This window comes from Acinetobacter sp. A3 (assembly GCF_012371415.1).
Lineage (GTDB): Bacteria > Pseudomonadota > Gammaproteobacteria > Pseudomonadales > Moraxellaceae > Acinetobacter.
Genome location: NZ_JAAZQW010000010.1, coordinates 1 through 18,611, shown reverse-complemented (window position 1 = coordinate 18,611; position 18,611 = coordinate 1). Strand labels below are relative to the sequence as shown.

Sequence of the window (18,611 nt, the reverse complement as noted above, 5' to 3'; positions counted from 1 at the left end):
GATGGATGCTGTGGAATAGATGCTGGCATTGTGCTTTATTGCTCACGCGACTGCATTTGTTCAATTTGGCGACGGAAGGCTTCAACATCCTGAAAGTCTTGATACACCGAGGCAAAACGTACATAAGCGACATGATCCAATGCAAATAAAGCCTGCATAACAACCTCACCAATGGTACGTGATTTCACATCACGCTCTCCCAAACGGCGAATTTGCAGTTGGATGTCACTAAGTACCGTTTCAATTTGCTCTTGGGTCACAGGACGTTTTTGCAAAGCATGCATTAACGAACGACGCAACTTGGCTTCATCGAAAGGCTCACTTTTACCATCGGATTTAATTACCCGAGGCATGACCACTTCATAACTTTCAAAGGTGGTAAAGCGTTCACCACAGCCAATACACTCACGACGTCGGCGAATTTGGCAGCCTTCTGCCGCCAAACGTGAGTCAATCACTTTACTGTCTGCAGTGTTGCAAAATGGACAATGCATAGCGGTTTAATTGCACAAATTTAAATGAAAATGCAGTGTAGCAAAATTTCCAAACTTTGTAGAGTTTTACGCAACATATAGAAAAAAAACAGCCCCGAAGGGCTGTTTTACACAATATATTGATTATGTGCTGTCTGAATTATTCTACACGTTCACCATGTTGGCTTAAGTCGAGTCCCATACGCTCATCTTCTGCAGCCACACGAATACCGATGGTTAGATCAATTACTTTTAAGATGATGAAAGTCAGTATAGCTGAGTAAGCAATGGTCGCTAACACACCTTCAACTTGCACCCAAAGTTGGCTCATCAAGTTGCTTGGTGCAGCATCGCCCATAATAAACTCGCTGGCGAAGAAGGCGGTTAAAATTGCACCGACAATACCACCTACACCATGTAGTCCAAAGGCATCTAGAGAGTCATCAGCTTTCAGGGCGCGTTTTAAGGCAGTAATACCCCAGAAACATACGACACCACCAATTAAACCCATCGCTAATGCACCACCAACAGTCACAAAACCTGCTGCTGGAGTAATCACCACCAAACCTGCAACAGCACCCGATGCAGCACCTAATACCGAACCTTTACCACGTACCAGTTTTTCAACAACAAGCCATGCGATTGCTGCGGCTGCGGCTGCCACTTGAGTCACAACTAAGGCATAACCCGCTGCACCATTCGCGCCTAAAGCAGAACCACCGTTGAAACCAAACCAGCCCACCCAGAGTAAACTGGCACCCAGTACAGTCAAAGTCAGGTTATGCGGAGCCATAGATTCACGGCCCAAGCCCATACGTTTGCCCAACATGTATGCAGCAACCAAACCTGCAACACCCGAGTTAATATGAACAACAGTACCACCAGCAAAATCAAGTGCACCATCATTGCCTAACCAACCACCACCCCATACCCAGTGGGTAATTGGTGCATAGACCACGACCACCCAGATCGCGATAAAGGCAACAAAGGCACCAAACTTCATTCGTTCTGCAATTGAACCACTGATAATTGCCACAGTAATAATGGCAAAGGTCATTTGGAATATCACAAATAGAATTTCAGGAATACTGCCACTGAGCGCATCGGTACCAATGCCCGCCAGCATGACTTTGTCTAGACCACCAATAAAGGCATTACCTTCACCAAAAGCCAAACTATAGCCCACTGCCACCCAGGCAATACTGACCACGGCTGCTGCTACAAAGCTATAGGCCATAGTATTGAGTACGTTTTTCTTGCGTACCATACCGCCATAAAACAGTGCCAAACCAGGAATGGTCATGAGTAAAACTAAAGCAGTCGAAACTAAAATCCAAGCGGTATCGCCTGTATCTAATACAGCTTCTGGTTCAGCAGCTTCGGGCGTGCTGACTTCTGCTACAGCTGCAACTTCTGTTGCATTTGGTGTTTCGATAGGAGATGTTTCGGCAGTTTCAAGCACTGCAACATCTGAAGTTGGTGCGGTGGCTGTTACGGCTTCTTCAGCCCAAGCAACAGAACCACCAAGAAGTGCGCCTGATAGACTCAGCGCGAGTAGCATTTTTTTCATTTGTGTCCCCCGACCTTTGTTTTTGTGAGTTATTAGGTACTCAGCAAACTTCGTGCCATTTTCTTAAACAGCGTCTGCACCCGTTTCACCTGTACGAATACGGATGACTTGTTCGAGGTTAGTAACAAAGATTTTGCCATCACCAATCTTGCCTGTACTAGCAACACGAGTGATTGACTCAATCACCGAATCCACCATTTCATCGCTAATTGCGATTTCAATTTTAACTTTAGGCAAGAAGTCAACGACGTATTCAGCGCCACGATAAAGTTCGGTGTGACCTTTTTGGCGACCGAAGCCTTTGACTTCTGTTACGGTGATCCCTTGAACACCAATTTCAGATAATGCTTCACGCACATCATCTAATTTAAAGGGTTTTACAATTGCAGTTACGAGCTTCATGTTTGTTTTCCTTCGGCTTAATTCACCAGTAAGGTTTTATGTTCAAATTCCATGCCAAAGTTCTAAGGTCGGGGGAAATTAGAAACCGTGACATGAGTTTTCTTTATACCTTATTTTATACATTTATATGGTTTTGATCTTCAAAAAATAGACATATTTACTAGAAGATTTACGATTTTACTCATCGAATAAATCCATATTTCGTCTGAAATGCTATAGTCTATTAAAGACCAGTGCTACACTGCCTACCTTTGTCCATCTGTGTGGAAACAACAATGATTGAAACTTTATTACAAGCCATTTTGGAACAAATTGAACAACCCAAAAAAGATTTAGAACATAATTTACGTGCTTTACTGAATGAAGCCGTGACAAAAATGGATTTGGTCTCTCAAGATGAGCTAGATCGTCAGCGTACTGCGCTGAATAATGCCAATTTGCGTTTAAATGAATTGTTAAAACAAGTCGAAATGCTCGAACAAAAGATGCAGATCAAAAAATAAGCACCAATTTAGTGCCATAAAAGACCAAACACCTATAAAAATAACGCACCAAAACGGATCATAATAATAATGTCTTTTGCCAAAGTTTATACACGGGGGCTATTGGGTCTGCACGCCCCTGCCATTGAAGTCGAAGTCCATTTAAGTCAGGGTTTACCCTCGCTGACGATTGTCGGCTTAGCCGAAGCAGCAGTCCGTGAAAGTAAAGATCGGGTACGCTCTGCTATTATCAATAGTGGTTTTCAATTTCCAAGCAAACGTCTAACCATTAATTTAGCACCAGCAGACTTACCTAAAGATGGTTCTCGCCTTGACCTTGCCATTGCTTTGGGCATTTTGATTGCGTCAGGTCAACTGCCCGAACACAGTAGCGATGGTTTAGAATTTATTGGTGAACTGGCTTTAGATGGTCAATTGCGTCCGACTACAGGTACACTGAGTATTGCGATTGCCTGCCAACAGGCTCAGCACTGTTTGGTTTTACCCGAACAAAATGCGCAAGAAGCCGCACAATTACCAGACTTTGAAGTTTTTGCTGCCAATCACTTAAAACAAGTTTGTGAGCATTTGGCACAACATCAGCCACTTCATAAAGTCACGCCAGCAAACCAGCCTTTGCTCTCGGCTTCGGCTTTTGATCTGGCAGATGTAAAAGGGCAATTACGCCCAAGACGTGCTTTGGAAATTGCAGCAGCAGGCGGACACTCCTTGTTGTTTAAAGGCCCGCCAGGCACAGGTAAAACCTTGTTGGCTTCTCGCCTTGCCAGTATTTTACCGCCCTTAGATTTACAAGAAAATTTACAAGTTGCGAGTATCTACTCAGTCGCCAACACACCGCATACTTTTGGGCAACGCCCATTTCGTACCCCACATCATACTGCCTCTGCCGTAGCATTGGTCGGGGGTGGCTCATATCCAAAACCTGGCGAAATCACGCTGGCGCACTTAGGCGTGTTGTTTTTAGATGAATTACCTGAGTTTGATAAGAAAGTATTAGAAGTATTGCGGCAACCGTTGGAGTCTAAAGAAATTGTGATTTCTCGGGCATCGCGACAAATTACCTTTCCTGCGAACTTTCAATTGGTGGCTGCAATGAACCCCTGCCCCTGTGGTTATGCTTTTAATCAGGACGTGCGCTGTCAATGCTCTACAGAAAGTATTAAACGCTATCAAAATCGTATCTCAGGACCACTGTTAGACCGCATTGATTTACATATTGATGTTCCACCACTACAAGCCCATAAATTACAAGACAGTAGACCTGTTGAAGATTCCGAAACGGTGCGAAAACGCGTAATTCAAGCTTATGAATTGCAAATGCAACGACAAAAGGGCTTAAATATGTCGCTCAGCCCAAAACAATTAGAACAGTTTGCCCTATTAGATGGCACTGCACAGGATATTTTAACCATTGCACAACAACGGTTAAATTTGTCTGCACGCGCTTATCATCGGGTGTTACGCGTCGCACGTACTATTGCAGACTTGGCGCAAAGTGAACAGATTCAAAGCGGCCATTTGAGTGAAGCATTGTCTTATCGTGGCAATCCAGCCTAGGCGAAAATATTGAGATATAAAAACAGCCCATTGCCATGTCTGCGCAATGGGCGAGTTATCTTGTTATTCTTTTAGATATTACTCCCAATTGGAGCTTTTTATTTATCCTGAATACAGAGGACTTAGAATGCTTTGGTCAAAGTAAACACAGCACCTGTTTCAACACCACGCTTCGCAGCGTGTGACATGCCATCTGTATCAATATCTGTACCAACGGCAGCCAATTCAGCAGATAAACCTTCTACTGATGCAAAGCTATAGCTCACACCTGCTTTCCAGTCGATATAACTGTCTTCGCCACCACCAAAATCAAAATCATCTGCTAGCGTGTAACCAATACCCGCAACACCTGAGAAACCTGTATCTGCAAACGGTACGCTATAAGTTGCATTGAAATACCAAGCATCTGTATCACCACCTAGAAAATCATTGGAGTAGTTAATTGCGGTAGATAAGCTGGCATCTTTAAATCCTACATCGCTAAAGCCCAATTTGGCATAGGCTTCTAGCCAGTTTAAATCACTTTCACTTGGGTAAAGGTAATACCATAGACCCACGTCTAATAATGGCTTGCTGGCAAAACTGTCTAAAGTAGTGGCATAACCCAAATAAGGGTCGAGTTCTAAATGTGCTGTGCCGCCAAAATCGACATTGGAACCCCACACACCGGCATAAAGGCCTGAATCATGGCTCAACGCAAAACCTGCTTGCACCGCAGGATCATTGTAAGTTTGCGTAATCCCACGAAAACGATAATCACTGGTCATTGCCGCAGTACCACTAAAAGACAATGCTGAAGTTGATTCTGAAGCCATGCTTAGACCAGATGCTGCCATCATCGCTGCTGCAAAAAATGTTTTAAATCCCATGTTCATGATTATTCCCCCTGCATCTGATGAGATGCTTGTGTCTATTGTTGTTTAACTCACATGGAGGACTGCAAACCGTGTGCCAACATTCAAAAAAATAAGATTTCCCATACTCAGAATAGGCTCACAAACAAATTTAAATAATTGTTATTTATAATTATTTTAAATTTAATAAATTTCTTATTTTTACCACTGTGGCCTATAACATACTTTTATTTATTCTTTTTACATAGATGTATAAGTCATATTTACTGCGTAAATACAGAATACATTGCAACATTCTTGATGTACCTGACTTAAAACTCAAATTTAAACTACCTAAAAAAGTGCAATAACATTTATTCCCACTTATTTGCATATACCAAAAACTGGAACAAAGTCATTACTCAGGTGCTTACAGCCCCTTGCCCAGTAAGGGCGAACAGCATGTGTGGCCTAGAAAAAATATTGTTTGAATGCGAATAAATTTTTTGCACCAAAAACTTGCATATCATTCAAATTGTTAAACGTAAGAGCCAAGGTGAAATTTCAGCAGTATTGTGGCAGGCTGATGCAATATCTTCTGAAGTTATTACACTTAAAAACTTAGCGAAGAGAGAAATGCTAATTGGGTCAAATTCATCAAAAACAGCACAAATAAAACACCGTATTTCACATGAAACACTTCATAGCTAAAAACTATTACTCACCCCATAAACACGATTCTTTTTTTTATACTTTTAGTTCAAATAAAAACCAAAATATACAACCTTATCTATTCTTAAATTTAAAACCGCACTTTTGAAGAAATACTTAAGAAGATGAAGTAAACAAAAAATTTTAGGTTTTTACTTACTTATTTCACCATAAATTCTTAACTTAAACTGCTGAAATATTAAACAAAGCTGATTTTATGGCTAAAGTTTACAAAAAACTTAAAGCATTGCTCCCAAGTCATCCATTCTAGCTGTTCAGCTCATTTAAAATTATGTTCATGTTTTTACTAAAAATTAAAATAATTATTAAACTTTTTAAAATTCAATATTTTTAATGACCCTACAGTTTATCGAAAAAATGCTTAACTTTAGTGTCATAAGCCCCTTAAAAATGATATTTTCGCGCCTAAATAGCGATACAATTCGGCTACGTTTCAACTACACATTTACTGCATGAGGCTGTCTCCCAATGCTGAAATCTAAAAAACTGACACTTGCGTTATTGATCAACGCAGCGCTTATTTCAACTGCATTTGCTAGCGAACAAAGTGAATCTAAAGGCTTTGTAGAAGATGCAAACGGTTCGGTTTTATTCCGGACAGGTTTTTTACATCGTGATAAAAAGAATGGTGTAGAAGATACTAGCTCTGCAGCTCAAACTGCGATCGTCAATCTAAATTCAGGTTTTAGCAAAGGTATAATAGGTTTTGGTGTGGGTGTTGTTGGTGATGCCTCATTCAAGCTAGGTGAAAATGCCCATTCAGGTAATGGTATGATTCCAACCCATAATGATGGCTCAGCTTATGACCATTGGGCACGTGGTGGTGCAAACGTTAAAGCACGCATCTCGAATACCACGGTAACTTATGGTACTCAAGTACTCGATTTACCAGTACTTGCTAGCAACACTGCCCGTTTAGTACCTGAATATTTTGAAGGTGTTTTAGCGACTAGCCGTGAAATTGATGGCCTAGAGTTAACTGCTGGTAAATTCACTAAAAATCAATATTCTGACCAAATCAACTCAGATGGTAATCAATTAGATCATGCTGTTGTCTGGGGTGCGAAATATAAAGTCAATGATGCAATCAATACTGCTTATTACGGTGCAGACATCAAAGATCGTTTAGAACGTCACTATGTAAATGCTAACTTTAAACAAGCGCTTGCGAATAATAGTGCCTTAACATACGACTTCAGTGGCTACCACACCAAGTGGGATGCAGCTTCAAATGGCAGTGCTTATACTTACTCACATACATCAAATGATTTTGATAATTTAAGTAACAGTATTTGGGCACTTTCTGCCACATATAACACTGGTCCACACAACCTCATGGTGGCATACCAACAAAATACTGGTAACACAGGTTATGACTATGGTTTAGGCAGAGGGGTTGGTGACGGTCATCAAACTATTTATATGCCTAATTCATATTTATCTGATTTTATTGGTAATGATGAGAAGTCTGCACAAATTCAATACACCTATGATTTTGGCGCAATGAATATTCCAGGCCTGACTTGGACATCTGCTTTTGTTTACGGTTGGGATATTGACGTTCCTGCTGACTATAAAGGTAATCGCTCAATCCTAGCAACGAATGATGCTCAAGAACGTGAATTCTTTAACCAAGTGAAATACACCGTTCAATCAGGTTTTGCGAAAGATGCAAGCTTACGTCTACGTCACTCTTACTACCGTGCGAGTGATGACTATCAAGCTGGTTATATCGGTGATACCAACGAATGGCGTATCTGGTTAGATATTCCTGTGAAATTATTCTAATTTCTCATAATAGAAGCCCAATAAAAAACCTGCACAAAAATTGTGCAGGTTTTTTTATCTCAGCTTTAAAATAAAAGCTTAGCAGGCTAAGCGCAAATTATGGATTTGCTGCTTTATAGCCTTCAATTGAGTTCAATACTTCTTGTTTTGCAACATCCGCACCTTCCCAACCACTTAACTTCACCCATTTACCTGGTTCTAAGTCTTTATAGTGTTGGAAGAAGTGTTCAATTTGGCTGATCAACAATGGTGGAAGATCAGTATATTCTTGAACATCTTTATAAATTGGGGTCAATTTTTCGTGCGGAACAGCAACCAGCTTCGCATCAATACCACCATCATCTTCCATGTTCAATTTACCCACTGGGCGGCAACGAATTACAGAGCCTGGCTCTACTGGATGTGGTGTTACGACCAATACGTCTAACGGGTCACCATCCAATGAAAGTGTATTTGGTACATAACCGTAGTTTGCTGGGTAGAACATCGCTGTACCCATAAAACGGTCTACAAATAACGCATCAGAATCTTTATCAATTTCGTATTTGATTGGCGCTGCATTGGCAGGAATTTCAATAATTACATAGATGTCATTTGGTGCATCTTTACCCGCAGGGATATTGCTGTAGCTCATAGCATCACTCTTTAACAAGTTAAATCTTTTTAAAACCGCGTCAATTATAACGGTATTCGGTCTGGAATTACTGCGAGATTATACATCTGCCAAGTAAAAATACATATTTTCAGACCTGACTTGATCAGGTCAGTTTAATCACCATCAATAAAATACAAATTGGGCAAAGCAATGACAAAATCCAGACAATTGAGCGTAAAGTTGCCCAGTTGGCTAAATAGCAAATGCCGTAGGCAATACGCAGTACAATATAAGCAATACCAAACATCATCACCACCACTTGTGGGATGACCATATATTCAGCCATCAATACTGCTGCCACAAACAATGGTAAGCTTTCAAAACTATTTTGTTGCACTGCATTGGCACGTGCCGCTAAGCCTGTTGCTTTGGCTAAAAATTCACGTGGATTTTGATTATCTTCACTTTTAAAACCACCTGCCATTTTGGCCACTACCGTAAAAACATAGGGCAATAGGCATGCAATAATAATCAGATAAACCACCCCACTTATGCTTTGCATCAATTTTTTCTCATAAACTGTGTTTAGAACTTATCATAACATGGCATTTCTTGAATAAATTTTGTTAAATAGCATGTTTTAAGCAATTGTATAAAGGATCCATTATGGTCAGCCCTGATCAAAAGGAAATGTTCGATGTACTTGAAAAGCAGCGCCAACATCAACTGCGAGTGGATCGTGTTTTAAAAATTGTCTTACCCATTGTGGCATTTTTATTGATGGTGATTTGCGCCAACATGAACGTATGGTCCACCATTTTTACGTTTATCGTATTGTGGGTTGCGTTTTATGCCGTGGGTATTAAGCGTTTACCGCTGTGGCACTGGCTGATTGTGATTGTGGTGTATTGCCTGATTGATAATATTTTAAGTTATGGCAGTTTCAATCAGTCTGGGTTTAGCCGACAATTTGGCGCTATGTTTATTTTCTTAGGCATTGTTGGTGTTGGCCGTCGTTATTTTGACCGCTGGCTCATGAAAGAATAATGCTGTTTTGTTCTAAGATATAACGATTGGTTTTCTAAAAAAGAACCATAAAAAAATGCCCCTGAATGTTCAGGGGCATTTTTTAGAATATGCTGAATGAATTATGCAGTTTTACGCAAATCTTTACGTAAGATTTTACCCACGTTCGATTTTGGCAATTCATCCATAAACTCTACATAACGTGGGCGTTTATAACCAGTTAAGTTCTCTTTAGCAAATGCCAATACTTCTTCTGTCGTCAATGAAGGGTCTTTCTTCACTACAAACAGTTTAGGCACTTCACCTGATTTTTCATCAGGTACACCAATGGCAGCCACTTCTAAAACTTTAGGGTGTTTAGACACAACTTCTTCAATTTCAGATGGGTAAACGTTAAAGCCAGACACCAAAATCATGTCTTTTTTACGGTCTACAATTTTCACATAACCACGTGAATCCATCACACCAATGTCACCCGTACGGAAGAAACCATTGATCATAACTTTTTCAGTTTCGTCTGGACGGTTCCAGTAACCACGCATCACTTGCGGACCACGGATTGAAATTTCACCTTGTTCACCCAGTGGAACTTCATTACCGTCATCATCCAAAATAGCCACTTCGGTTAATGGCAATGGAATACCAATCGTACCGCTAAATTCTTCAGATGCAGGTGGGTTTGCAGTCGCAACAGGAGAAGTTTCAGATAAACCATAACCTTCAATAATGTTGGTACCTGTGACTTTTTTCCACGCTTCAGCTGTTGATGGCAATACTGCCATACCACCGCCCATCGCCATCTTCAATTTGCTGTGATCGAGCTGTTTAAACTCTTCATTGTTCACTAACGCATTGAATAACGTGTTTACTGCAGGGAAGAATGTCGGCTGATATTTACGTAATTCTTTCATTACCGCAGGTAAGTCACGCGGGTTTGGAATTAGTACGTTAGCCTGACCTTTATACATGCCGTAAAGTGCACACACCATGAATGCAAAGATGTGATAAAGCGGCAATGCACAGAAAATACGGTCATCTGGCTGACCATCTTGTGCACCAAATTTACTTTGGAAAATACCATCACATTGCAGCATGTTAGCAACAAGGTTGCGATGCGTTAATTCTGCACCTTTAGATACCCCAGTTGTACCACCTGTATATTGCAATACAGCAGTATCACTTAAAGTTAAGCTTGGACGTTTGTAGTTGCTTGGACTCACTTTAGACATTGCCGCATTAAATTTAATGTGACCTGGAATGTTCCATGCTGGAATTTGCTTACGCACTGAACGTAAAACGAAATTCACCAAAGTACCTTTTAAAGCACCTAGCATATCGCCCACAGAAGCAACAACCACGTGCTTCACAGGAGTTTTACCAATAATGGCTTGATAAACAGAGGCAAAGTTTTCAACAATTACCAAAACTTCAGAACCTGAGTCATTTAACTGATGCTCAAGCTCACGCGAAGTATAAAGCGGGTTCACGTTCACCAACACTAAACCTGCGCGGAACACCCCCAGTGCAACAACAGGATATTGGAGAACGTTCGGCATCATCACCGCAACACGCGAACCTGGTGCCAAACCTAAACTTTGTAGATAAGTTGCAAATTTACGGCTTGCTTCTTCAAGCTCACTAAAGGTTAAAACCTTATCCATAAAGATAAAGGCATCACGCGAACCAAATTTTTGGAAATTGCGTTCAAAAACATCTACAAGTGACGTGTTTTCTGCAGGTAGCTCTACAGTTTCTGGAATCCCTGTCTTTTGGTATTCAGCAAACCAAATCTTTTCCATAATGCCAATTTCTCCAATCAATAATCCTTAGTTTTAAACTGTTTTTCTCAATATCGGACGTCGTTGTTTGCTTGTTTATGTCCAATATTGCATCCATTTTCACGAATACAAACCATATATAACGTATTTTGCTTAAAAAACGCTAGTATTATCTTTGAATTAACAGTTTATTTGCTTTTTGATATCCGCGTGGTAGGAGCTGACCTTTCGTGCCACGCTTCGCCACATATTTAAGCAAGTCTTCGCCTTTGAGTTTTAATTGTTGCTGTCCTGCAAATACTTGAATTGCTTCATCTAAATTTAAGGGTAGCATAGACAACAACTGATCTTTTTCTTCAAGTTGTATCAATTTATTACCTTTACCTTTGTTTAAAACTGGCAATTCTGACAACTCAATTACCAATAAACGTCCCGCTGAACTGAGCAGTGCAACATGACTGGCTTGTTCAGTCATTTGTAAATTCATCACCGTGGCTTTTTCAGGCAAAGATAAGAACGCTTTACCGGCTTTGGCACTGGTATCTAGCTGCTTGGCCTGCGTTTTAAAGCCATAACCTTTGCTGCTGGCGGCTAAAATTTCACTGTCATCTTCTGCAATCAGTAATTGTTTAAAGCCAACACCACTGGCAGGTGAAAGCTTAGAACTCAGCGGCTCACCTAAACCACGTGCCGATGGCAAGCTATTAATGGCCAGCGCATAACTGCGTCCTGTGTCATCAAGAATATAAACACGCTGATTGGATTTGCCTTGCGCATGACTAAGGTATTGATCACCTGCACGGAAGTTCAGATTTTCTGCATCCACTTCATGTCCTTTGGCACAGCGAATCCAACCTGCTTCTGACAACACCACAGTCACAGGGTCGGCAGGTAACATATCTTGCTCATTAATTGCAGTCGCTTCAGCGCGCAATACGATTGGTGAACGACGATCATCACCAAATTTTTTCGCGTCTTCTTTCAACTCATTAATAATCAAATTTTTCAAAGATTCAGGGTTGGCCAATTGTTCACGAATAATGGCTGCTTTGGCTTCGAGTTCTTCCTGTTCACGGCGAATTTCCATTTCTTCAAGTTTGGCTAAATGACGTAGCTTTAACTCTAAAATGGCTTCGGCCTGAATTTCATCAATCCCAAAATGTGACATCAGTTCAGCTTTAGGATGATCTTCTTCGCGAATAATTCGAATTACAGTATCAATATCTAAATAGGCAATCAGCAAACCTGCCAAAATATGTAGACGCTTTTCGATTTTATTGAGATGGTACTGCAAACGACGTGTAACGGTATTCTTACGAATTTCAATCCATTCCAACAAAATACGACGAATCGATTTAACCTGTGGACGACCATCTGCACCAATCATGTTCATATTGACGCGATAGCTCGATTCTAAATCGGTGGTGGCAAACAAATGACTCATCACCGCTTCGGCATCAATACGGTTGGAGCGCAGTACAATCACCAAACGGGTTGGGTTTTGGTGATCAGATTCATCACGAACGTCACTCACCAATGGCAGTTTTTTTGCCTGCATTTGATCTGCAATTTGGGTAATGATTTTCGAGCCTGAAACCTGATATGGCAGTTCTGTAATCACGATTTCATTTTTTTCAACGCTGTAAACAGCACGCATACGGTAACTACCACGCCCTGTACTTTGCATTTTTAGCAATTCTTCAGGCGGGGTAATAATTTCGGCTTTGGTCGGTAAATCAGGCGCAGGAATATATTCTGCGACTTTTTCATCACACAAATTTGGATTACGAATCAGGGCAATAGTACCTTTGACCACTTCACGCAGGTTATGCGGTGGAATATCGGTGGCCATCCCCACGGCAATACCTGTGGTGCCATTCAGCAAAATATTCGGTACACGCGCAGGTAAATTGACAGGTTCTTTTAAAGAGCCATCAAAGTTATCTTGCCAGTCACAGGTACCCTGCCCCAATTCTGCCAATAACACTTCACTATATTGCGACAGTTTGGCTTCGGTATAACGCATCGCCGCAAATGATTTAGGATCATCTGGTGAGCCCCAGTTACCCTGACCTTCAATAAAAGGATAGCGATAGCTAAACGGCTGTGCCATCAATACCATGGCTTCATAACAGGCGGAGTCACCATGTGGATGGTATTTACCCAGCACATCCCCCACGGTACGGGCCGATTTTTTTGGTTTGCCGCTGTGCTTGAGCCCCAGCTCACTCATGGCATATACAATACGGCGCTGAACAGGTTTCAGACCATCACTGATATGTGGCAATGCACGATCCATGATGACGTACATGGCATAGTTGAGATATGCACGTTCAGTAAATTCTGCTACGGAACGGTTTTCTGTCGCATGATGCGCAAGGTTTGTCATAAAACCTATCGTCCTAAATCATTTGTTTTTGTATCAATGGGCTTATGCTAAGTCGCAGTTGCATCCTGCACAAGAGTTAGTACAGGTGCTCTGCGACATTTTGTGTCTTATGACTTAAAAATATGCATTTTATAACCGATATGCAATGCCAAATAAAAATAGGCAAATTGTCTTTTACAAACCCATCGACTCTAGCGTTTTGCCTTTGGTTTCTTCACCCAACACCACAATCACCACAGCCACGGCCAATAAAACAGCGGTAAACATCATAAAGACATAACTAAAGCCGTTTTGCATCACCATTAAGTGGGTGACCACCATTGGGGCGACAATCCCCCCTACACGCCCAATGGCCGAGGCCCAACCCGAACCAAAAGCACGGATATTGGTTGGATATTGCTCTGGGGTGTAGGTGTATAACACGCCCCACGCACCCAAGTTAAAGAACGACATCAAACAACCCCAGAACATGATCATTGCTACGCTGTCTGCCTGACCAAAGAAGTAAGCCGAAACTGCACACATCCCAATAAAGCCAGCCAAAGTGGCTTTGCGCCCTAATTTTTCGACCAACCATGCGGCAGCAATATAACCCGGGAGCTGTGCCAAAATCATGCCCAACACATATTCAAATGACTGTACGATGCTATAACCTTGCTGTACCAACAGGCTTGGTAGCCACGTAAAAATGCCATAATAGGAATAGACAATACCAAACCAAATTAACCACAGCATTAAACTACGGCGGGCAAATGGCCCCGACCATAGCTGGGTAAATGAAATGTGTTGTTTGGCTGCAACAGGCTGAACTTCAATCTGTTCAATCACCTCTACCCCGCATTGACGCTCAAACTTTTGTACTAAGGCATGTGCTTCAGCAATACGTCCACGGTTAATTAGATAAGGAATCGACTCAGGGACTTTTTTCCAGATCACCAACGCATACAAGGCAGGCAAACCACCTATTAAAAATGCCATGTGCCAGTCAAATTTTGGAATCACAAAATAGGATACCAATGCCGCACATAACCAACCCAAACCCCAAAAACTTTCCAGCAATACAATAAAGCGCCCACGTACATGTGCAGGAATATATTCACTGACCAAAGTTACGGCAACAGGAAGCTGCCCACCTAAACCTAAGCCGACAATAAAACGAAATACCAACAACCAAGTTAAATTAGGTGCAAAGGCACAGGCTGCAGTTGCCAGACTATAAATAACCAAGGTACTGGCAAATACTGTTTTACGTCCAATTTTATCGGCCAGACCACCTGAAAAGACTGCGCCAATAGCCATACCGACAAAGCCAATTGACACTACCATGCCTTTTTCCGCAGGGGTCATGCTCCAGTCTTCTGCCATTTTTGCCAAAATAAAGGAAATCAGTCCTGTATCCATGGCATCAAACATCCAGCCCAGACCAATCACCACCAGCAGGCTATAGTGAAATTTACCAATCGGCAGACGTTGTACACGTGAAACTAAATCCATAACACACTCTTCAGGTTGGCTAAAAGGAGGGCTGTGCAGGCACAGCGGTGTGTTCTATTTTTATACTATGAATACTTATAAAAGGGATAGTCCCCAAAGACCAATCCTATGCGATCAGTCTAAAATTTAAATTTGAAAATGAGCAGTCTTAGGACTCATCTTTGGATGATGCCGAATGCTCATCATCATCCTGATAAATAAATTTTGGCATTTCCAGACCAAAATAAATGGCAATCAAACGCAAGGTAAAGCCAAACACCAAAGTCGCAATCACGGTTAGTTCTAAAGACAACCCAATTTCAATACATAGCCAATAACAAATGACAGATACAAAAGAAATACTGGCATATAACTCACGGCGGAACACCAAAGGCACATCGTTACATAAAATATCGCGCAAAATCCCGCCCGATACGCCTGTCAGCACACCTGCCACGGCAGATACCACAAAACCATGCCCCATTTCTAAAGCAATTTGACAGCCAATAATGGTAAACCCAATTAAACCCAAGGCATCTAGTACCAAGAAAATTGAGCGTAGATGGCGCATCCATTTGGCAATTAAAATCGTGACAAAAGCGGCAATACAGGTCAGCACTAAATATTCAGGATGCTTCACCCAAGTTAAAGGATAGTGCCCCAATAAGACATCTCGTACCGAACCACCACCCAATGCGGTGACACAGGCAATCAGGGTAACCCCAAACCAGTCCATGCTACGACGCCCTGCAGACAATGCGCCTGTCATCGCTTCTGCAGTAATGGCAATTAAGTAAATGACCAACAACAACATGGACTTGCCCTTCTTTCACTAGGCCAATAGATGCGCGTTATGATAAGCGAAAACCAAATAAAAGTTATAAAAATTGCGCACAACATTGCTTAAATTTTTTACCCGAACCACAAATACATGGCTGTTTCATGGTTGGCTGTTGCCCTGTGGTCGGGTCTAGAAAATACCAGCGTGCCTGATATTGTACAAAATGGGAAATTTCATGGTGAACCTGTACCTGTTTAGCATCATGGTAATGCGCTTTAAACTCTACTTGTGCATGAGTTTTGTCCAGCTTTTCATTGCTGCTCAACACTTCCAATTTCAACCATTGATTTGACCGACTCCAATCTGCAATCGCAGCTACATCTAGGCTGGCCTGCTGCCCCAACGCAGTCGTCTGCACAATATAATCAATCTGCTGCAAGGCAAATGCACTATAGCGTGAACGCATCAACTGGGTTGCTGTGGTTGCATGCCTTTGCCCCACATGTAAAGGCTGACAGCACTGTTGATAATTCCCTTGCCCACATGGACATGCCCAATCACTCATAGAAAATTCCAGAAATTTATCTTAATAATAGGGTCTGTTGACACTTCGTCTATGTTTGCGGCATGAGAGATATATCTCGCAAGGTTTTTTAGCTGATATAAGGCATGGGGCAGGAAATTTAGTCATTCTAAATGACTGGCACATAACGCAATAGCAGCAAAAAATATGCTCGCCCCCTTGCGCAGCAAACAAAGCAGTGCTTTGTTTTTGCTCATGTGGCTAAAACTTTCTCAGATTGCGTTATGAAACTTGGCAATAGTCTCGCTATTCCCTGCGTTTCATGCCTGATCTGCTCAGTTTTAGCCTACAGCGCAAGCCATTTATGAAATGTCAACAGCCCCCCAAATAGCCTGACAATGCAGGCTATTTTAACGGAAGCACAAGACTGAAATACAGCTAAGTCAAGGCTTATGATGTACTTGAGGGCTCTTGCTGAATCAGATGGACTTTTTCAATTTTATGTCCATCCATCGTCACGACTTCAAATATATATCCATCGGATAACAGCTTTTCACCATTTTCAGGCAAACGTCCCAAATGGAACAGAATATAACCCGATAAGGTTGAATATTGCTCGCTTTCATCCACCAAATCACGCCCAAGCAATAAAGAAACATGGCGAATATCGGTGGAGCCATCTAGCAGCAAGGAACCATCTTCCAGACTTTCGGCATGCGCATCTATGGTGTCTTCATCAGGGAATTCACCTGCAATGGCTTCCAGAATATCAATAGGAGTTGCTACTCCTTCAATAGAACCATATTCATTCAGCACAATTGCCATTTGTAACGGCGCTTGACGCAGTTGTTCCATCACCATCAATACCTGTGCATTTTCATGCACAATCACAGGTTCACGCAGATGTGTTTCAAAATCCAGCACACCAGTTTCAATGTACTGATTCATCACTTTATGGGTCAGGACAATACCCGAAATATTGTCTAGTTCACCACGTGCCACGATCACTCGTGAATGGGTCATGCTCAATAACTGGCTACGGATAGAAGCTTCGTCTTCATCTAAATCAATCCATTCCAGCTCGGGACGTGGCGTCATCACTGACTTTACAGGACGTTCAGATAAGCCCAATACCCCTTGCACCATGACACTATGATAGACCCCATTTTCTGCATCAAAGACTTCATCGGCAAAGGCGCGCGTGGCCAACACATCTTCACTCACATGGCTGCTTTCTGTGGTGTTTTGGCTTTTCCCACCCAACATACGCATCACCGCAGAAGCAGTACGGTAGCGTAAATCAGTCGTGGTCACGGTTTTTTCCTGATTTCTGCGGATGGTTTGGTTCAGGAATTCAATCATCACCGAGAAGCCAATTGCGGCATATAAATAGCCTTTTGGAATATGATAACCAAAGCCTTCAACCACTAAGGAGAAGCCAATCATCATCAGGAAGCACAAGCATAGAATCACCACTGTCGGATGCTTATTAACAAAGTCCATCAGTGCTTTGGAAGCCCATAGCATAATGCCAATTGCGATGATCACCGCAATCATCATGACAGATAAATGCTGCACCATGCCCACAGCAGTAATTACGCTATCGAGTGAGAAGACAGCATCTAACACCACAATCTGCACAATCACCATCCAGAAAGTAGCGTGCACAGGGTTTTCTTCTTTTAGTGCAGGTTTGCCTTCAATGCGTTCTCGCAGTTCCATAGTGCCTTTAAAGAGCAGGAACACACCACCAAACAGCAGAATCAGGTCACGTCCAGAGAAAGGATGATCAAAAATATGAAACAGTGGTTGGGTCAGCGTTACCACCCACGCAATAGAAGCAAGTAAAATTAGGCGCATGCCCAAAGCAAGGATCAGACCCACGACCCGTGCAGTATTGCGTTGTTCTGGTGGAAGTTTTTCAGCCAAAATGGCAATAAAGACTAAGTTATCAATACCCAATACAATTTCGAGCACAATTAGGGTCAACAAACCCACCCAAGCTGCAGGGTCAGACATCCATTCAAAGATCATCTGTTCTTCTGTTCCTTAAAATGTAGTCAAACATAGTCGAGGACTAATTCGCACTCTGTTAATGTCTTGTTGCCAAACGTGTAACTAGAGCCTGAGTCGGTCAGTTCCGACTTATAGCGATCAGTCCGTTCTTGCAATATACGCTTTACAGTTT

The 18,611-nt window shown here is 41.9% G+C and carries 17 protein-coding genes; 5 read left to right on the top strand and 12 right to left on the bottom strand.

Annotated features, from left to right (window positions below; translation table 11 throughout):
• Positions 1-35: 35 nt before the first annotated feature.
• The 3 genes from nrdR to glnK form a co-directional block, all read right to left on the bottom strand.
• The gene (gene nrdR, locus HHA42_RS05255; RefSeq protein WP_096902237.1) at positions 36-494 is read right to left on the bottom strand and encodes a transcriptional regulator NrdR; all 459 of its coding nucleotides are present in this window, start codon (positions 492-494) and stop codon (positions 36-38) included.
• Positions 495-633: 139 nt separating this feature from the next.
• A complete protein-coding gene (locus HHA42_RS05250) occupies positions 634-2,043 on the bottom strand; it encodes an ammonium transporter (protein ID WP_131261709.1) in 1,410 nt (469 codons plus the stop codon).
• A gap of 63 nt (positions 2,044-2,106) precedes the next feature.
• Positions 2,107-2,445 (bottom strand): P-II family nitrogen regulator, encoded by a 339-nt coding sequence (gene glnK / locus HHA42_RS05245; protein ID WP_004650081.1) that lies wholly within the window; start codon positions 2,443-2,445, stop codon positions 2,107-2,109.
• 275 nt (positions 2,446-2,720) lie between these two features.
• On the opposite strand from glnK, the gene HHA42_RS05240 reads away from it, so the two are divergent.
• Both HHA42_RS05240 and HHA42_RS05235 read left to right on the top strand, forming a co-directional pair.
• Positions 2,721-2,948, top strand: a complete 228-nt coding sequence (locus HHA42_RS05240; protein WP_168525650.1) for an accessory factor UbiK family protein — start codon at positions 2,721-2,723, stop codon at positions 2,946-2,948.
• Between the two features lie 69 nt (positions 2,949-3,017).
• Entirely contained in the window at positions 3,018-4,505 is a 1,488-nt protein-coding gene (locus HHA42_RS05235; RefSeq protein ID WP_168525648.1) for a YifB family Mg chelatase-like AAA ATPase, read from the top strand.
• A 122-nt stretch (positions 4,506-4,627) separates the two neighbouring features.
• Here the strand turns inward: HHA42_RS05235 and HHA42_RS05230 are convergent, their stop codons facing one another.
• Positions 4,628-5,344 (bottom strand): TorF family putative porin, encoded by a 717-nt coding sequence (locus tag HHA42_RS05230; RefSeq protein ID WP_252726301.1) that lies wholly within the window; start codon positions 5,342-5,344, stop codon positions 4,628-4,630.
• 513 nt (positions 5,345-5,857) lie between these two features.
• Here HHA42_RS05230 and HHA42_RS05225 point away from each other — a divergent pair.
• Both HHA42_RS05225 and HHA42_RS05220 read left to right on the top strand, forming a co-directional pair.
• Positions 5,858-6,049, top strand: coding sequence for a hypothetical protein (locus HHA42_RS05225; protein ID WP_168525644.1), 192 nt, complete (start codon positions 5,858-5,860; stop codon positions 6,047-6,049).
• 489 nt (positions 6,050-6,538) lie between these two features.
• Positions 6,539-7,858, top strand: a complete 1,320-nt coding sequence (locus tag HHA42_RS05220) for an OprD family outer membrane porin (RefSeq protein WP_168525642.1) — start codon at positions 6,539-6,541, stop codon at positions 7,856-7,858.
• 97 nt (positions 7,859-7,955) lie between these two features.
• On the opposite strand, the gene ppa is transcribed toward HHA42_RS05220, so the two are convergent.
• Positions 7,956-8,492 carry an inorganic diphosphatase gene (gene ppa / locus HHA42_RS05215; protein ID WP_004975651.1) on the bottom strand — a complete coding sequence of 179 codons (537 nt, stop codon included), beginning with the start codon at positions 8,490-8,492 and terminating at the stop codon, positions 7,956-7,958.
• A 124-nt stretch (positions 8,493-8,616) separates the two neighbouring features.
• Positions 8,617-9,015, bottom strand: a complete 399-nt coding sequence (locus HHA42_RS05210; protein ID WP_168525640.1) for an MAPEG family protein — start codon at positions 9,013-9,015, stop codon at positions 8,617-8,619.
• Positions 9,016-9,119: 104 nt separating this feature from the next.
• Between HHA42_RS05210 and HHA42_RS05205 the strand changes: the two genes are divergently transcribed.
• A complete protein-coding gene (locus HHA42_RS05205) occupies positions 9,120-9,500 on the top strand; it encodes a hypothetical protein (RefSeq protein ID WP_168460960.1) in 381 nt (126 codons plus the stop codon).
• Positions 9,501-9,601: 101 nt separating this feature from the next.
• Here the strand turns inward: HHA42_RS05205 and HHA42_RS05200 are convergent, their stop codons facing one another.
• From HHA42_RS05200 to HHA42_RS05175, 6 genes are all read right to left on the bottom strand, one after another.
• Positions 9,602-11,278: an AMP-binding protein gene (locus HHA42_RS05200; protein WP_168460961.1), complete on the bottom strand. Its 1,677-nt coding sequence runs from the start codon at positions 11,276-11,278 to the stop codon at positions 9,602-9,604.
• A 148-nt stretch (positions 11,279-11,426) separates the two neighbouring features.
• The gene (gene parC / locus HHA42_RS05195; protein ID WP_168525638.1) at positions 11,427-13,646 is read right to left on the bottom strand and encodes a DNA topoisomerase IV subunit A; all 2,220 of its coding nucleotides are present in this window, start codon (positions 13,644-13,646) and stop codon (positions 11,427-11,429) included.
• A gap of 174 nt (positions 13,647-13,820) precedes the next feature.
• Entirely contained in the window at positions 13,821-15,140 is a 1,320-nt protein-coding gene (locus HHA42_RS05190) for an MFS transporter (protein ID WP_168419441.1), read from the bottom strand.
• Positions 15,141-15,288: 148 nt separating this feature from the next.
• Positions 15,289-15,933 (bottom strand): trimeric intracellular cation channel family protein, encoded by a 645-nt coding sequence (locus HHA42_RS05185; RefSeq protein WP_168419440.1) that lies wholly within the window; start codon positions 15,931-15,933, stop codon positions 15,289-15,291.
• Positions 15,934-15,997: 64 nt separating this feature from the next.
• Positions 15,998-16,465 (bottom strand): YchJ family protein, encoded by a 468-nt coding sequence (locus tag HHA42_RS05180; protein WP_168525636.1) that lies wholly within the window; start codon positions 16,463-16,465, stop codon positions 15,998-16,000.
• Positions 16,466-16,873: 408 nt separating this feature from the next.
• Positions 16,874-18,457 carry a TerC family protein gene (locus tag HHA42_RS05175; protein ID WP_168419438.1) on the bottom strand — a complete coding sequence of 528 codons (1,584 nt, stop codon included), beginning with the start codon at positions 18,455-18,457 and terminating at the stop codon, positions 16,874-16,876.
• Positions 18,458-18,611 lie beyond the last annotated feature (154 nt).

Coding starts and splice junctions, on each gene's coding strand:
- nrdR (WP_096902237.1), bottom strand. CDS start 494: ATGCATTGTCCATTTTGCAACACTGCAGACAGTAAAGTGATTGACTCA.
- HHA42_RS05250 (WP_131261709.1), bottom strand. CDS start 2,043: ATGAAAAAAATGCTACTCGCGCTGAGTCTATCAGGCGCACTTCTTGGT.
- glnK (WP_004650081.1), bottom strand. CDS start 2,445: ATGAAGCTCGTAACTGCAATTGTAAAACCCTTTAAATTAGATGATGTG.
- HHA42_RS05240 (WP_168525650.1), top strand. CDS start 2,721: ATGATTGAAACTTTATTACAAGCCATTTTGGAACAAATTGAACAACCC.
- HHA42_RS05235 (WP_168525648.1), top strand. CDS start 3,018: ATGTCTTTTGCCAAAGTTTATACACGGGGGCTATTGGGTCTGCACGCC.
- HHA42_RS05230 (WP_252726301.1), bottom strand. CDS start 5,344: ATGATGGCAGCATCTGGTCTAAGCATGGCTTCAGAATCAACTTCAGCA.
- HHA42_RS05220 (WP_168525642.1), top strand. CDS start 6,539: ATGCTGAAATCTAAAAAACTGACACTTGCGTTATTGATCAACGCAGCG.
- ppa (WP_004975651.1), bottom strand. CDS start 8,492: ATGAGCTACAGCAATATCCCTGCGGGTAAAGATGCACCAAATGACATC.
- HHA42_RS05210 (WP_168525640.1), bottom strand. CDS start 9,015: ATGCAAAGCATAAGTGGGGTGGTTTATCTGATTATTATTGCATGCCTA.
- HHA42_RS05205 (WP_168460960.1), top strand. CDS start 9,120: ATGGTCAGCCCTGATCAAAAGGAAATGTTCGATGTACTTGAAAAGCAG.
- HHA42_RS05200 (WP_168460961.1), bottom strand. CDS start 11,278: ATGGAAAAGATTTGGTTTGCTGAATACCAAAAGACAGGGATTCCAGAA.
- parC (WP_168525638.1), bottom strand. CDS start 13,646: ATGACAAACCTTGCGCATCATGCGACAGAAAACCGTTCCGTAGCAGAA.
- HHA42_RS05190 (WP_168419441.1), bottom strand. CDS start 15,140: ATGGATTTAGTTTCACGTGTACAACGTCTGCCGATTGGTAAATTTCAC.
- HHA42_RS05185 (WP_168419440.1), bottom strand. CDS start 15,933: ATGTTGTTGTTGGTCATTTACTTAATTGCCATTACTGCAGAAGCGATG.
- HHA42_RS05180 (WP_168525636.1), bottom strand. CDS start 16,465: ATGAGTGATTGGGCATGTCCATGTGGGCAAGGGAATTATCAACAGTGC.
- HHA42_RS05175 (WP_168419438.1), bottom strand. CDS start 18,457: ATGATCTTTGAATGGATGTCTGACCCTGCAGCTTGGGTGGGTTTGTTG.